Source organism: Mucilaginibacter sp. P4_E8, assembly GCF_056401495.1.
On record NZ_JBFUJG010000119.1, the window covers coordinates 1 to 16,314 of the forward strand.

Annotated in this window: 16 protein-coding genes; all 16 read left to right on the forward strand. The window is 39.4% G+C overall.

Annotated elements, in window-relative coordinates:
• Window positions 1-631, forward strand: a 631-nt coding sequence (gene upp / locus AC1DRQ_RS24770) for a uracil phosphoribosyltransferase (RefSeq protein ID WP_477427802.1), incomplete at its 5' end; no start/stop codon positions are given.
• A gap of 140 nt (window positions 632-771) precedes the next feature.
• Window positions 772-1,467 (forward strand): YjjG family noncanonical pyrimidine nucleotidase, encoded by a 696-nt coding sequence (locus tag AC1DRQ_RS24775; RefSeq protein WP_429400182.1) that lies wholly within the window; start codon window positions 772-774, stop codon window positions 1,465-1,467.
• A gap of 244 nt (window positions 1,468-1,711) precedes the next feature.
• Complete coding sequence (locus tag AC1DRQ_RS24780) at window positions 1,712-2,230, forward strand: DinB family protein (RefSeq protein ID WP_477427805.1); 519 nt, start codon at window positions 1,712-1,714, stop codon at window positions 2,228-2,230.
• A gap of 259 nt (window positions 2,231-2,489) precedes the next feature.
• Window positions 2,490-3,344, forward strand: a complete 855-nt coding sequence (locus tag AC1DRQ_RS24785; protein ID WP_477427807.1) for a UDP-2,3-diacylglucosamine diphosphatase — start codon at window positions 2,490-2,492, stop codon at window positions 3,342-3,344.
• A gap of 201 nt (window positions 3,345-3,545) precedes the next feature.
• On the forward strand, window positions 3,546-4,550 hold the full coding sequence (locus AC1DRQ_RS24790) for a glycosyltransferase family protein (RefSeq protein ID WP_429400179.1): 1,005 nt from the start codon (window positions 3,546-3,548) through the stop codon (window positions 4,548-4,550).
• Between the two features lie 43 nt (window positions 4,551-4,593).
• The gene (locus AC1DRQ_RS24795) at window positions 4,594-5,580 is read left to right on the forward strand and encodes a DUF6427 family protein (protein WP_477427809.1); all 987 of its coding nucleotides are present in this window, start codon (window positions 4,594-4,596) and stop codon (window positions 5,578-5,580) included.
• Window positions 5,581-5,625: 45 nt separating this feature from the next.
• Complete coding sequence (gene purQ, locus AC1DRQ_RS24800; RefSeq protein ID WP_429400177.1) at window positions 5,626-6,318, forward strand: phosphoribosylformylglycinamidine synthase subunit PurQ; 693 nt, start codon at window positions 5,626-5,628, stop codon at window positions 6,316-6,318.
• The gene (locus tag AC1DRQ_RS24805; RefSeq protein WP_477427812.1) at window positions 6,318-7,061 is read left to right on the forward strand and encodes a type III pantothenate kinase; all 744 of its coding nucleotides are present in this window, start codon (window positions 6,318-6,320) and stop codon (window positions 7,059-7,061) included. The genes purQ and AC1DRQ_RS24805 overlap by 1 nt, the downstream gene beginning before the upstream one ends.
• Complete coding sequence (gene bamG / locus AC1DRQ_RS24810; protein ID WP_477427814.1) at window positions 7,054-8,400, forward strand: BamG family beta-barrel-assembly machinery protein; 1,347 nt, start codon at window positions 7,054-7,056, stop codon at window positions 8,398-8,400. The genes AC1DRQ_RS24805 and bamG overlap by 8 nt, the downstream gene beginning before the upstream one ends.
• A gap of 23 nt (window positions 8,401-8,423) precedes the next feature.
• Complete coding sequence (gene lptC / locus AC1DRQ_RS24815; RefSeq protein ID WP_477427816.1) at window positions 8,424-8,993, forward strand: LPS export ABC transporter periplasmic protein LptC; 570 nt, start codon at window positions 8,424-8,426, stop codon at window positions 8,991-8,993.
• Between the two features lie 106 nt (window positions 8,994-9,099).
• Window positions 9,100-11,220: a peptidylprolyl isomerase gene (locus AC1DRQ_RS24820; protein ID WP_477427827.1), complete on the forward strand. Its 2,121-nt coding sequence runs from the start codon at window positions 9,100-9,102 to the stop codon at window positions 11,218-11,220.
• 120 nt (window positions 11,221-11,340) lie between these two features.
• Complete coding sequence (locus tag AC1DRQ_RS24825; protein WP_429400172.1) at window positions 11,341-11,856, forward strand: DUF2480 family protein; 516 nt, start codon at window positions 11,341-11,343, stop codon at window positions 11,854-11,856.
• A gap of 146 nt (window positions 11,857-12,002) precedes the next feature.
• A complete protein-coding gene (locus AC1DRQ_RS24830; protein ID WP_477427819.1) occupies window positions 12,003-12,788 on the forward strand; it encodes a DUF3108 domain-containing protein in 786 nt (261 codons plus the stop codon).
• A gap of 4 nt (window positions 12,789-12,792) precedes the next feature.
• Complete coding sequence (locus tag AC1DRQ_RS24835) at window positions 12,793-13,356, forward strand: DUF3109 family protein (RefSeq protein ID WP_477427821.1); 564 nt, start codon at window positions 12,793-12,795, stop codon at window positions 13,354-13,356.
• A 130-nt stretch (window positions 13,357-13,486) separates the two neighbouring features.
• On the forward strand, window positions 13,487-14,623 hold the full coding sequence (gene gmd, locus AC1DRQ_RS24840; RefSeq protein ID WP_477427823.1) for a GDP-mannose 4,6-dehydratase: 1,137 nt from the start codon (window positions 13,487-13,489) through the stop codon (window positions 14,621-14,623).
• 27 nt (window positions 14,624-14,650) lie between these two features.
• Window positions 14,651-16,237 carry a gliding motility protein RemB gene (locus AC1DRQ_RS24845; RefSeq protein WP_477427825.1) on the forward strand — a complete coding sequence of 529 codons (1,587 nt, stop codon included), beginning with the start codon at window positions 14,651-14,653 and terminating at the stop codon, window positions 16,235-16,237.
• Window positions 16,238-16,314 lie beyond the last annotated feature (77 nt).

Sequence of the window (16,314 nt, forward strand, 5' to 3'; positions counted from 1 at the left end):
GAATAAAACCAATACCATTGCCAACCAATTCTTGGCCGAATTACGGGATGCAGATATTCAGCAGGATAAAGCGCGCTTTAGGTGCAACCAGGAAAAGCTGGGCCAGATACTGGCTTATGAGCTTAGTAAAACCCTTAAATATGATGTTAAAGAAGTGCAAACTTCGTTGGGAACAGCCACTATAAGTGTACCGGCGGAGCAGCCTGCATTGGGCGTTATTTTGCGGGCGGGCTTGCCTTTTCACCAGGGTTTTATGCAGTATTTTGATCAGTCGCCATCAGCGTTTATTACCGCTTATCGTAAAATAAAACGGACCGGAGATTTTATAATTCAGGTTGATCATATATCAACCCCCAACCTTGATGATAAGATATTTATTTTGTGCGATACCATGCTGGCCACCGGGCAAAGCATCGTAGCGGTTTGTAAGGAGTTAATGGCACAATATAAAATTAAAGAGCTGCACATAGCCGCCGTTATTGCCAGTACCGAAGGTGTGGCCCATGTACGTGCCAATTTGCCCAAAGCCAAATTATGGCTGTGCGCCATTGACGATGAAATGACCAGCAAAGCGTACATAGTACCCGGCCTGGGCGATGCCGGTGATCTGGCTTTTGGGGAAAAAGCTTAATTTGATTTCGGAATTCGGATGTTCAATTTCGGAATTAGAAATTTGGATTGTTTAATTTTGGATTTATTTTAATGATGGCTGATTGAATTTCTAAATCAAGAAATACATCCCAAATCGAACATCCGAATTCCGAAATCAAAATGAAACAATACAAACATATCTACTTCGATCTTGACCATACCATCTGGGATTTTGATAAAAATGCCGAAGAGGCCCTGCAGGAGCTTTACCATATCCACCAGTTGCATACTATCGGACTAACATCGGCCGATTTATTCATTGAAACTTATACCCGCCATAATCACCAGCTTTGGGCGCAATATCATGTTGGGGAGATCACCAAAGACGAATTGCGCGAGGCCCGATTTAAAAAGACATTTATAGAACTTGGCTTGCGCCCCGAAACAATCCCCGCTGATTTTGAAGACGCTTATGTAAAGCTTTGCCCAACTAAAACCAACCTGTTCCCTCACGCGCATGAAACGCTGCAATACCTGCAGGATAAATACACCCTGCATTTAATTTCGAACGGTTTTAAAGAATCGCAAAAATTAAAAATGGCAGGCACAAATTTGGAAGGCTATTTTCAGCATATCATCATATCAGAAGATGTTGGCGTAAATAAACCTGATAAGGCCATATTTGAATATGCCATTAACCTGGCCGGTGCAAATAAACATGAAAGCCTGATGATAGGCGACAGTCTGGAAGCTGATATATACGGGGCATTGAATTTTGGTATGGATGCTATTTATTTTAATCCGTTTAATGCACCCAAACCTGATGATGTGCCTGTGCAGATAACTCATTTAAAAGAGTTGATCACCATATTATAAAACAATGTCATTTCGACGAGCATGTGTAGGAAGAAGTGCCGGTGGCGCGAGGAGAAATCTTATATGCCATGCATTTTATGGGTGTAAAAGATTTCTCACCCTCTCTATGCTGTACCCTATACACGAGGGTTCGAAATGACATGAGGTTTTTTTGTTTAAAGTAAAAAGCCCCTGTTGCTCAACAATACATTGCTAATATTTAACGGCACATTATTTATTATTTAAAACAGCTAACTTTATTATTATGAGCATTGCAAAGGAGCACAGGGCCATTGAAACCGCATTTGATAATTACCGTGAATGGTTAGATACCATTATTGATGAATTATTTACAGAAACCCCATCAGGCGGCGGTTGGTCTGCGGCCGAAGTTTACAGTCACGTCATGAAAGCCACCTTACGTTCTTCAATTGCCATGGAGCGCTGCGCTCACAGCAATTGCCCACCTACCAATCAGGGGTTATCAATACAGGGGCGCTTTACGCTGTTGTTTGGATGTTTTCCGCCAGTAAGGATCAAATCGCTCGATGGCATAATCGTTGAAAAGATCAGTAAGGAAGATGCCCGGAACTTAATTATTAAATGCCGCCAGCGTGTTGAAACCATCATGCCGCTTATCGCAAATGCACCGGCCGATGTCCGTTATAAACACCCCCGTTTGGGTATGCTTAATGCCCGCCAATGGTTCAGGTTCACCAGGATACACTTACAGCATCATTTAAAACAATTGGAGCAGATAAAAAGAAAATTTCACATTGCTTGAAACCTTTTACATTTAACAGAGTCTTAACAATTAAATAATTTAGTTTACCGACATTTGTTAAAATCATTTAATGATGAATTTTGAATATGCGTATTTGGTTGTTATGGGTTTGCTGCTTTTAGTTGGCGCCTTTTATATCAGCCCTTATGAACTGAATGTTAATGAAGACGAAGACGACGAGTAATCGTTTGTTCAACAATTCAAGTGTAAATATTAACCGGTATTATTTGCCGGATGAGAATGTAACCCCCCAATTTTAATGTCGAAACGTGAAGTTGATATCGTAGTAATATCTGACGTGCACCTTGGTACATACGGCTGTCACGCCAAAGAGCTGCTTAAATATTTAAAAAGCGTAAAACCTAAAATGCTTATCCTAAACGGCGATATTATTGATATATGGCAGTTTAGTAAATCGTACTGGCCCGAGGCCCACATGAAGGTGGTGCGCCGCATACTTAAGTTTGTTACAGACGGCATACCTGTACATTACTTAACCGGGAACCATGATGAAATGTTGCGCAAATTCACCGATTTTAACCTGGGGTCGTTTCAGCTGCTCAATAAAATTGTATTAAACATTGATGGCAAAAAAGCGTGGATATTTCACGGCGATATATTTGACGTAACCATGCAGCACTCCAAATGGCTGGCCAAATTGGGCGCGGTAGGGTATGATACCCTTATCCTGATCAATAGCTTATCCAACTGGTTTTTAACCGCTCTTGGTCGTCAAAAAATGAGCTTTTCGCAAAAAATAAAAGCCCGGTTTAAGGAAGCGGTAAAATTTATAAACCAGTTTGAACAAACCGCCGCCGACCTGGCTGTAGATAAAGATTATAAATATGTAATATGCGGGCATATACACCATGCCGAGATCAGGGAAATAACAAATACCGAACAAACAGGTTCTGTACTGTATTTAAATTCGGGTGATTGGGTAGAGAGCCTTACCGCATTGGAGTATTATGAAGGCGAATGGAAAATATTCAAATACAACCCTGATGATTTTAAAACCGATGCCGACGAAGACGATAAAACCGATGCCGAAGATCTGGATGCCAAGCTGGATGTTAAAAGCCTGCTTGAACGTTTTAAACAGGAACCTCACTAATAGTATCGAGTAGTTAGTATCAAGTATCACGACTTAAAAGGCTATCTGCTGTTCACAAGAAATCTTGATACTCGATACTAACTACTTGATACTAATTACTAACTTGACCCCCACAAATTAAACTGTGAAAATTGACGTTTAAAACCTAACGGAGATGGATGATCTGCTATCTCAGTTTGGGGCTTGAACACGCTTACTACCATGAAAATACTTTTTGCTATACAGGGAACCGGTAACGGACATATAAGCCGGGCCCGCGAAATTGTGCCTTTATTGCAACAATATGGCGAGGTTGATCTGTTAATAAGCGGTACCGAGGCCGAGGTTTCATTAACCCAGCCTCTTAAATACAGATTTCATGGCTTTAGCTTTGTGTTTGGTACCAATGGCGGGGTAGATAATTGGGCCACATTTAAAATCATGAACCTACGCCAGCTTTGGCGAGATATGCATAGCCTGCCCCTGAACCACTATGATCTTATTATAAACGATTTTGAACCCGTAAGCGCCTGGGCGTGCCGGCTGCAAAAGGTACCGTCGGTATCGTTAAGTCATCAGTGTTCATTTGTGTCGCCAAAAACACCGCGGCCCGCTAAGTGGAACTATGCGGAGTGGCTGTTTAAATATTATTCGCCTACTACCTATCATGTAGGTTTCCATTTTGACCGGTATGATGATTTTATACATACCCCGGTGATCAGGAGCGGCATCCGTGAAATGGAAACGGCCAACCTGGGGCATTATACAGTTTATCTGCCTGCTTATGATGATAAAACGCTGTTAAAACATTTAAGCAAGGTAACTGATGCTAAATGGCAAATTTTTTCAAAACGCCAAAAAATACCTTATCAATCAGGCAATGTGGAGATATTTCCGGTAAATAACGAGGCTTTTAATACAAGTCTTGCCAATTGCGAAGGCCTGCTAACCGGCGGTGGCTTTGAAGGGCCGGCCGAAGCCTTGTTCCTGAAAAAGAAAGTGTTGATGATACCCATGAAGGGGCAGTATGAGCAGCAGTGTAACGCCCTGGCCGCATCAAAAATGGGTGTGCCGGTTATTAATGAGATAAATGAAAAATTTACGGCCCACCTCAATAACTGGATACAGGACGACAAAAAAGTAATTGTAAATTTTCCTGATGAAACCGCCCGGATAGTTGACAATTTAATAAAGCAGTATGCAAAGCCACAAAGCATTGTAGCATAAAAGGTTTTTCTGCTAATTTTACGCCGCAAAATAGCGCGCCTTTATGATCAATATTTTCAGAGCCTTTAATCCGTTGAATGTTTTGTGGCTGGCAATTGTATTGTTACTGTCGCGCATAGGCTATTTGTTTCATGTGCCCGATAAGCTGGAGTTCATTTTTGTGGAGCCCTTTGCCAGGCTGCTGGTACCTATCTCGTACGAATATGCTTTTTCGCCGGTTTCAAATGTATTATTGGCTGCTGTATTAGTGTTTATACAGGCTTTGCTGCTTAATTACCTGATCAACTTTTATAACTTATTGGGCAAGCCTACCTTTTTACCGGCGTTAATGTATGTAACCCTGTCGGGTTTGTTTACCCCATTTTTAATGTTGAGTGCCCCGCTCATCTGTAATTTTTTGATCATATGGCTGCTGTTCAAGCTATTTAGTTTGTATAAGGGGGATGATGCCAAATCAACCGTTTACGATATGGGCATGATTGTGGCATTGGGCTCCCTGATCTATTTGCCCTTTATTTATCTGTTTTTAGTGATATGGATAGCGCTGGTACTTTTTAAACCCTTTAACTGGCGCGAGTGGATAGCCGGTATATTGGGTTATGTCACCATATTTTTTTTCCTGGCGGTTTTTTATTACCTGAATGATCGCCTAAAGGGGTTTTACAACATCTGGCTTCCGTTAGGTAAAAAATTTCCTGATCACATCAGCATAAACTCCTATAATTACCTGCTGCTTATACCTGTAATAATGATATTGGTGCTCTGTTTTTTTAAATTACAGAAAAATTTCTTTAAAAGTTATGTGCAAACACGTAAATCTTTCCAGCTGTTATTTTTTATTTTTTTAATAGGGGCGTTTTCATTTTATGTAAATGCCGCGTTCCATTTAAACCACTTTTTATTGTGTATAGCGCCTGCCGCGGTGTTTTTTGCCTATTATTTTCTGTATGCCACCAAAAAATGGTTTTACGAAAGCCTGTTTTTATTGCTGCTAATCAGCATCATCTGCTTTCAGTTTAACAATTTTTAACTTTTACATTCGTTCAAATTTCAGCGGTTATATTAGTTTTGTAACATGAAATTTGGAGTAGTTATATTTCCCGGATCTAATTGTGATGAAGACATCATATATGTATTAGAAAAAATAATGGGTCAGCAGGTAGTAAGGTTATGGCATAAAGACCATGATTTGCAGGGCGTTGACTTTGTTGTTTTGCCAGGTGGTTTTTCTTTTGGCGATTATCTGCGTTCGGGGGCAATATCCCGTTTTTCACCAATTATGCAGGAAGTTATACAATTTGCTGCAAAAGGTGGTTATGTAATGGGTATTTGCAACGGTTTCCAGATATTGGCAGAAGCCGGCCTGTTGGATGGTGCTTTATTGCACAACGAGAACCGTAAGTTTATTTGCCGCAATATTTATTTAAAACCACAAACAACCAAATCATTGCTTACCGCGCAATTAGTGCAGGAGCAGGCATATAAAATTCCTATTGCCCATGGCGAAGGTAATTATTTTGCCGATGCTGATGTAGTAAAGGCCCTTAACGATAATGAGCAGGTATTGTTCAGGTATTGCGACGAGGCCGGTAATATTGTGGCAGAAGCTAACCCTAACGGATCATTAGAGAACATTGCCGGTATTTGCAATGCAAACAGAAATGTGTTTGGGTTAATGCCGCACCCTGAACGTGCCGCCGATAGCTTGCTGGCCAACGAAGACGGATTGGCTATTTTTGAATCCATATTATCATTAGTGAGGGCCTGATGACCAATCTGGTTATCGATATTGGTAATACGTATACAAAAATTGCAGTTTTTAAGCTGGATGAGTTGCTGGCAGTTGAGCAGTTTGAAACTGTTGACGCGAATACGCTGGATAGTTTTTTGAATAATTATAAAGTTGGCAGAGCGATAATCTCGTCGGTTAAGAAGCATATCGAGCCGTGGCAAATTGGTTTGGGAGCAAAAATTCCGCTTACCTATTTCACTGCCTTAATAAAAAGCAGCATACAGAACCATTATTTAACCCCTGAAACACTTGGTACTGATCGTTTAGCTGCAGTTATAGGTGCAAATCATATTTATCCCGGCTTAAACAACCTGGTGATTAACGGAGGTACCTGTATAACGTATGACTATATTGATGCCGGCGGAAATTATTTTGGCGGTAGCATATCGCCAGGTTTAAATATGCGTTATAAGGCTTTAAATTATTATACAGCCGGCTTACCATTAATTAATACTGATGCAGCCTTTAATACCGCATACGGAAACGATACAGAAACTGCTATACGTTCAGGAGTGCAAAACGGAATAAAATATGAACTAACGGGCTTTATTGAAAGCTATAAAAATAATAGCCAGCAACTGAATATTATACTAAGCGGGGGCGATAGTATTTTTTTTGATACTCTATTGAAAAATAGCATCTTTGCCCCCTATATTAAAAATGAACCTTATTTGGTTTTAAAAGGATTAAACGCAGCTATACAAAAGCATAATGATTAAATATACCAGGTTTTTTATAACACTTTTATTTGCTGTTATTGCATTTGCRGCACATTCCCAATCAACAGCAACTTCAAGTTCTCCATATTCAAGGTACGGTATTGGCGATATTGATCAACAGGCATCAATCCAAAGCTTAGGTATGGGTGGTATTGGTGTAGCTACCAACCGGATAGGTGTTTCTAATACTGCCAATTCTGTTAATCCATTTAATAATATCAATATTATTAACCCGGCTTCGTACGGTGCCATCACCTTTACTACAATTGATATAGGTGTTTACAGTAACTTTTTAACCCTGAACCAAACTGGCTCGGTAAGTCAAAAAAATAGTAATTTCAGACTTGATCACATAGCTTTTGCTATACCGGTATCAAAACGTTCGGCATTTAGCTTTGGCTTGCTTCCTTACAGCGAACGAGGCTATAACTATACAAAATCTGTTAAAGGCACCGGTATTACATCACCAGCTGATACCAACATTACTAATTATACCTATAGCGGCGATGGCGGTCTGTCAAAGGCTTATTTGGGTTACGGATTTGGTATAGGCAAACACCTTTTATTAGGTGGTAACGTATCCTATATATTTGGTACTTTAAAAGATATCAGTACTACAGAGATACCTAATCTTGTAGGAACTATAAATTCAAAAATCGAACAAAGTAATTCCATTGGTGGTTTAAATTATGATTATGGAGTTCAATATTCGTTTGATTTTTCAGAAACAAAACACCTGGTATTGGGATATTCAGCATCAGCCGGCTCAAAACTTAATACACAAAGCAGCTTTATTGTAAGCCAGTATTATAACGATGGTAGTGGCAATCAGAACGTTGCTGCCGACAGCCTTATAAACAGACAGGATCCTAAATCAAAAATAAAACTTCCGCAGATAAACCGTTTTGGTATATCATTTCAAAGCGACGGAAAGTTTTTGATTGGAGCCGACTATTCTATGGGTAAATGGTCTGATCTTAGTATAGCAGGCGTAAACCAGGGCTTGCAGAATAACAAAACATTTAACATTGGCGGGCAGTATACTCCCAATATTGCAACACTCCGTAATTACCTGTCCTCGGTTGATTATCGTTTAGGTGCTATATATGACGAAACCTATATGACCGTTAATAATACCCAAATTAAAAGATATGCTGTTACCGCAGGTTTAGGCTTACCTTTGAGACCTAATAATGGTAGTTTTTATAAGATCAACATTTCGGCAGAGGTAGGCAAAAGAGGTTCGTTGGTGAATGGCCTGGTGAGGGAAAATTATGTTAATATTCATTTGGGCTTTACACTTAATGACAGGTGGTTCCAAAAATATAAATTTGATTAATCAGCAGCGTTATGTATAACCGGGTGAAACATTTACATGGCTTATGCCTGTTGTTATTGCCCATGTTTGCCCTTTTTATATCATCGTGCGAGAATGACCTGAATAAGGTTAAAGAAATAGCATCAAACGAGGTTGGTATAATTGTGGAACCTACCACCGGAGTCGACCTCATTATGAGCGACTCGGCAAAAGTTCAGTTGCATTTAACAGCTCCCCTGCTATTGCAATACCAAACCAAAAAACCGTATAAGGTTGCACCAAAAGGGATCAGGATAGTATTTTATGATAAGGTAACTCAAAAGGAATCGGGTAACATTGTGGCCGATACGGGCATATTGCATGAGGACGATAAGTTATATGAGTTTCATAAAAATGTGGTGGCCACCAATGCCAAAGGCGAAACCTACAAATCAGAGGAATTATTCTGGAATGCAGGAACAAAAAAAGTATACTCCCACAAAAATGTAGAAGTTACCATGAATGGAGGGAATATAATGAATGGTGATAATTTTGAGAGCGACGACAAGTTTCTGCACCCTACGCTTAGGAACAGCAAGGGTATATTTCATGTTGATGAAAATGCAACGCAATAGCGCTTTTTTTTCAGGAAAATTTTGTGTTATAGAATTTTACTAAAAATTGTATCTTGCGCCCTCTTTTGAAGGATAGAAAAATAATTATAAAAAGTATATGGGTATAATGGGTTATTTGCGCGAAAGAATGGGGAAGATTCTCGCATTTTTTATTGGTTTCGCGCTTCTTGCTTTTATTATAAGCGAGGTGGTAAGGTCTGGCGGGTCTTTTTTTAGGGACGATAGTAATGAATTGGCCGTAGTAAATGGCGAAAAAGTTCCTTATGATGAATTTAATAAAAAACTGGAGCAGAACACTGCACAGTTTAAACAGTCGGGGCAAAATATCTCGCCGCAGATCACCAGTTACATTCAGGAAACAACCTGGAACCAGTATCTGAGCCAGATCCTTCTTAACAAGGAGATTGAAAAGATAGGTATTGTGGTTGGTGGCGACGAAAGCGCATCGATGGTTAATGGTAACAATCCTGACCCTCAGATTGCACGTCAGTTTTCAGATCCTCAAACAGGGGCTTTTGATAAAAACAAGCTTAACCAGTTTTTGAGCTATTTACAATCAGGCAAAGCCGATCCTACACAAAAACAAGCCTGGACCGATTTCTTAATACAATTGATCGAAGCAAAAAAGGCAACAAAGTACATGGCTTTGGTTACCAGTGGCTTGTATGTTAACTCGCTGGAAGCTAAGGATGATTACGAAGCTAAAAATAAGCTGGTAAACTTTAAGTATGTCACACTTGATTATGCTTCGATCCCTGATGCTAAGGTTACTTTAACTGATGATGACTATAACACGTATTACAACACCCATAAAGCTGAGTTTAAAAATCAGCAGGATCTGAGGTCATTTGAGTATGTAAGCTTTAATGCTGCACCTTCAAAAGAAGATAGCGCAGCTTTAAAAGTGGAGGTTAATAAACTTGCTGAAAGTTTTAAAACCAGTACCAATGACTCACTTTTTGTTCAAATAAACGCTGAAACAAAAACGCCTGTTGCTTTTCAGAAAAAAGGCGCGCTTGAGCCAAAGCTTGATACTTTGATGTTTAATGCGGCTAAAGGATTTGTTTATGGTCCGTATATATCAAACGGCAGCTATAAATTAGCTAAGCTTACAGATGTTAAAACCACCTTTGATTCGGTTAAAACAAAACATATATTAATTAACCCGGCTACTGAAGGCGGTATTGATAAAGCGATAGCTAAAGCCGATTCCCTGAAAAAGTTAATTCAGGGTGGCAAATCATTTGCCGAACTGGCTTTAACTTTTTCAGTTGATAAGGGAAGTGGCGCTAAAGGCGGAGAAATACCAGCGTTTGATGTTAATGGTGCAATGGGCGGTGGCCAGGGACAAATTACTCCTGAGTATACCAATGCGGCTTTTAATGCCCATAAAGGCGATCTGGTTGTAGTTACCTCACAGTTTGGGGTACATCTTATCCAGATCGAAGATCAAAAAGGATCAGTAAAAGTTGTAAAAGTTGCGGTAGTTGATAAACCAATACAGGCCAGCAGTAAAACACAAACAATAGCTTACAGCAAAGCCCAGGCATTTTTAGGTGCCTTAACAAAGGATAACTTTGATGCCGAGATTAAAAAAGAAGGCTTGAAAAAGCAAACTGCCGAAGATGTTACCGGTGTGGCTACAAGCCTGCCAGGTTTGGATAATGCAAGAGATGTGGTTAGATGGGCGTACAAAGCTGAAAAAGGTGATATTACCGATAAGGTATTTACTGTTGGCGATCAATATATCATTACCCGTTTAAGCCAAATTAAACCTAAAGGCTTATTATCACTTGATGCGGTTAAAAAACAAATTGAACCTGCTGTACGTAACGAAGTAAAAGCTAAACAGCTGAACGAAAAATTCCAGGCTGCATTGAACGGATCTTCAACAATTGATCAGGTAGCTCAAAAAGCGGGCAGCAAGGTTGTTCCTGTACAGAACATTGTGTTTGCAAATCCCGTTATCCCTGGCGCGTCAATTGAATATAAAGTTATCGGCTCTATATTTGGTTCACAGGTAAACAAGCTTTCAAAACCAGTTAACGGACAGCAAGGTGTTTATGTATATGTTGTGGATGGCTTTACTAATCCTGCAGCACTTACCAATAATGTAAGAGAGAAACAACAAATAGCACAAACTTTACTACAGCGTTCAGAAGGACAAATACTGGATGCGTTGAAAGATAATGCTAATGTAAAAGATAACAGGGCTAAACTGTTATAAGGAAATTTTAAAGTAATTTTGTATCCGGGATCAACTTAAAGGTGTTCCCGGATTTTTTATTTAGGAATTATTTTGATTTCGGATTTCGAATGTTCGATTTCGGATTTAGCATTTATAATTATGGATATACAGGAAAATATAGTGAATAAAGTGGCTCAAAGTGGTTTGGTCACTTTAGATCCTGCTGCTTTTTATCCTGCCGGCGACCGTGTTATTTATGATATTAAAGATAACTTGTTCCACGGTCTTATATTACGTGAAAAAGATTTCAGGGATTTTATAAAAGAACACGACTGGACACAGTATGCTGGTAAAAACGTAGGAATTACCTGTACAGCCGATGCCATTGTACCGGCATGGGCCTATATGCTGCTGGCCAACCGGATGGCCCCATATGCCCGCGAAGTTGTTTTTGGTGATCAGGATGTTTTGGAAACAGTATTGTTTGAAAAAGAGATGTCAAAAGCCGATTTTGAACAATATCGTGATCAGCGTATAGTATTAAAAGGCTGCGGCGATACTGCTGTACCTGTTTCTGCTTATGTTGAACTAACTAAAAAACTCACACCTATAGTAAAAAGCCTCATGTTTGGCGAACCTTGCTCAACCGTACCTATCTATAAGCGGAAAGATTAAGGGCTTGCTTTTTTTAATGAATGTACCTGTCAAAGCGGTATTTATAGGTCAGCGCAATAAAAATGGATTTAAACCATTTATAGTAGCAGTTGTCATATCTTCACGCCAATAATGCCAGGCCATATTTATTAAAGCAAGCTGTGATAATGAGAAAATACTTTTTTTATACCTTATTCTTACTTTCCTGTTATAGTAATGCTTTTTCGCAGGAACTTACAAAAATAAGTGAACCTGTTTTTAAGGTAGGCGAAAAGCTGAGCTATAAAATGAAATACGGGATTTTTACTGCTGCCGAAGCCAATATACGGGTTGAAGCAAGTGATAAAAAGTTTACCGGACAATCTGCATTTCACTTGATTGCCGAAGGTAAAACGGCAGGCTCGTTTGATTTTTTTTATAAGGTGCGCAACAAATATGAGTCATACGTTGATCAAAATACGTTGGAGCCTTATTTTTATACAGAGAACAGGCGCGAAGGAAAGTGGAAGCATACCGATAATGTGAGCTTTGATCATAAGACCGATAAAGTGACTGCCAATAAAGGTACATTTCCATATAAAGGGAAAACATTTGATTTTGTATCGGCCTATTATTTTGCCCGTACTATTGATGTCTCAAAAATGAAGGTCGGCGATAGGTTTGAGATGCAGTATTTTTTAGAGGGCGGCTTTCACTCTATGGGTATAACCTATGTTGGTACAGAAGTGGTGGACTGTTCTATGGGTAAGTTTGATTGTCTTAAATTTAATCCAACCATTATTCCGGGCCGTATTTTCAGGAAGGATAGTAAATTGTACCTTTGGATAACTAATGATGGCAACAGGATACCCGTAAAGGCCCATGTGGAAGTTATCTTAGGCAGTATAACAATGGATCTGCAGGACGCTACCGGCCTTAAGTATCCTTTAAACCCTATAAAAAAAAGTAAATAAAAATATGATCGAGGTTGGTAACGTATTGGTGCATGAGGATGTAGTGAAAGAAAATTTTGTTTGTAACCTGAACAAATGTAAAGGCGCCTGTTGTTTGGAAGGCGATTCGGGCGCGCCGCTAAATGCCGATGAACTTGATATTTTAAAAGAAATATATCCTAAGGTAAAACCTTACCTTACCGAAAAAGGTATCAGGACCATTGAAAGGGTAGGTACCCACGTAAAGGATTTTGAAGGTGATTATACCACCCCCTGCGTTGATGTAAATAAAGAGTGCGCTTATGTAATATGGGAAAACGGTATTACCAAATGTGGTATCGAAAAAGCATATGAGCAGGGCGCCATCACCTGGAAAAAACCTATCTCCTGTCATTTATATCCTATCCGTATCACCACATACCCAGAGTTTGATGTATTGAACTATGACCGTTGGAGCATTTGTAGCCCTGCATGCTCATTTGGTGATGAACTTAAGGTTCGTGTACACGAATTTTTAAAAGACCCGCTTATACGCAAGTATGGGCAGGAATGGTATCAGGAACTGGAAAATGAAGTTTCTGGTATTTAACCACGCCAAGTATAATTGTAATTTTTGCCGGGTCAGTTATTACCTATAGTACTTTTATCCCTGATTAAACAAGTTTTTACAATTAATTTGGATAATATTGTAATAATATAAGTTTAGCGTATTAAAATTAATGAAAACAGCTTTAATAACAGGTATAACAGGACAAGACGGAGCATATTTGGCCGAATTTCTACTTAAAAAAGGATATGAGGTACATGGTGTAAAACGGCGGTCGTCATTATTTAATACGGAGCGGATTGATCATCTTTATCATGATCCGCATGAACCTAATGTAAAGTTTAAACTACATTACGGCGACCTTACAGATTCAACCAACTTAATAAGATTAATACAGGAAGTACAACCTGATGAGATTTATAACCTGGCAGCTCAAAGCCATGTAAAGGTAAGTTTTGATACTCCTGAGTATACTGCAAATGCCGATGGAATAGGAACCCTGAGAATTTTAGAAGCTGTTAGATTATTAGGATTGACAAAAAAAACACGTATATACCAGGCATCAACATCAGAGCTTTATGGCTTGGTACAGGCTGTTCCGCAAAGTGAAACCACCCCGTTTTACCCCCGGTCGCCTTATGCAGTGGCAAAACTATACGGTTATTGGATAATTGTAAATTATCGTGAGGCATATGGCATGTATGCCTGCAACGGTATTTTGTTTAACCACGAAAGCCCTATCAGGGGCGAAACTTTTGTTACCCGTAAAATTACACGTGCCGCGTCAAAAATTGCCCTCGGCCTGCAGGATTGCCTTTACGTAGGTAACCTTTCTGCGCAACGCGATTGGGGACATGCCAAAGACTATATTGAAGCAATGTGGCTAATGCTGCAGCAGGATAAGGCCGATGATTTTGTTGTTGCCACCGGTATTACTACCACCGTGCGCGATTTTATAAAGATGGCATTCAATGAGTTAGGTATTGAAGTGGAATTTAGCGGGAAAGATGAGCATGAACGTGGCGTGATTATTGATATTGACCAGCAAAAAGCTGCCGAACTGGGTTTAAATATGGATAACCTGAAATTTGGGCAAACCGTTGTTAAGGTTGATGCTAAATATTTCAGACCTACTGAGGTAGACTTGTTAATTGGTGACGCATCAAAAGCTTTTGAAAAACTGGGATGGAAACCTAAATATAGCCTGCAGGCGCTGGTTACTGATATGATGCAATCAGATCTGCATTTGGTTAAAAAAGACGAATATCTAAAAAAAGGTGGTTTTAAAACTCTTAATTATTTTGAATAACCTTTATTTATATTACCAATTCTATATATGAGGAAAATATTTACCAGCGTTATACTATTACTTTTGATAAGCGAAGTTGTAAAAGCACAATCAGTATATCAGCCATATTCCTATCAATTTTACCAAAAACTTAACGCCGACGTTTATTCAACCAAAACCCGGGTACATAGCTCATTAAAACCAATGTTTGCTGATGATTCCCTGTTAAAGTATCATTACGATTCTTTAATGAACATCAATGGACTTAAGGGAAAGTTTTTTAACCAGCACCAGATTGATGTTAAAGGGGATGGTTATACTTTTTATACTGATCTGTTACCTGATTTTAACCTAAGCCGGGATTTTGAGGGAAAAAGGAATACCAATTTTGCTACACTTGGCTTACAATTAGGTGGTACAGTTGGCAGCAAGCTATATTACAACATAAGTGCTTATGAAAACCGGGCGGTATTACCTGGCTACATGGCCACCTATACCAATCAAATAGGTATAGCACCCGGGCAGGCTTACGCAGGTATTTATGGCAATGAATATCGCTGGTCATATATCACAGGATTAGTGTCATACACCCCTAATAAATATTTGAATATAACCGGGGGGCGCGATAAAACCTTTATAGGAGATGGTTATCGTTCTGAGCTTTTGTCTGATTATGCTTCACCATATCCGTTCTTTAAATTAACAGCCACTCTTGGTAATGTTAAATATATGGCCATGTGGGCTTATTTTAATGACCCATTATCGATTAAAGTTGATGGTGGCGACCGTAAAAAGTATGGCGTGTTCCATTACCTGGATTGGAATGTGAGCAACCGGCTTTCATTTGGTTTCTTTGATGCTGTAATTTGGGCCGCTAAAGATGATGCGGGCCATACACGCGGATTTGATTTTACTTATATAAACCCTATAATATTTTTAAGGCCCGCTGAGGCAACAAACGGATCGCCGGATAATGCGCTGTTAGGTCTTACGGGTAAATATAAACTTACTGATGGTATTACGGCTTATGGCCAGTTTGCCCTGGATGAATTTGAGGCCAAAAACTTTTTTTCGAGCAACGGCAGCTCACGCAATAAATATGCGTGGCAATTTGGGTTGAGGGGTGCAAACCTGTTTAGTGTACAGGGATTAAATTACCTGGTTGAAACCAATAATGTTAAGCCTTATACTTATTCAGAACGTAGCTCGGTAATTAACTATGCAGAAAATGGTGAGCCTTTGGCACATCCGTGGGGGGCTAATTTTCGCGAAGTTGTTGGCTTGTTGAACTATTCCTATAAAAGATTTGATTTTTCGGGCGAGGTTGATTATGGCCACTATGGGTTAGATACTGATTTTGTAAATTACGGAAAGGATCTTTTCCAGGTATATGTTGATCCTGCAAGGGCATTGGGTAACTACACTGGTCAGGGATTAACCACCAATATGATTTACATTGAAACCAAGGTAGCTTATTTGCTTAATCCTAAATATAACCTGCGTTTTGAATTGGGAGGGATGTACCGTTCCGAAAAAAATAGCCAGTTTCATGATAAAACCGCTATGCTTACATTGGGTATACGCAGCTCATTCCGCAGTATTTATAACGATATAGCGAGTTATAAAACGCATTGAAAGAAACTCTATTCATAAAACAAAAAAAGCGGCCAAGCCGCTTTTTTTGTTTTATGATGCTATAGTGTGCGTATTAC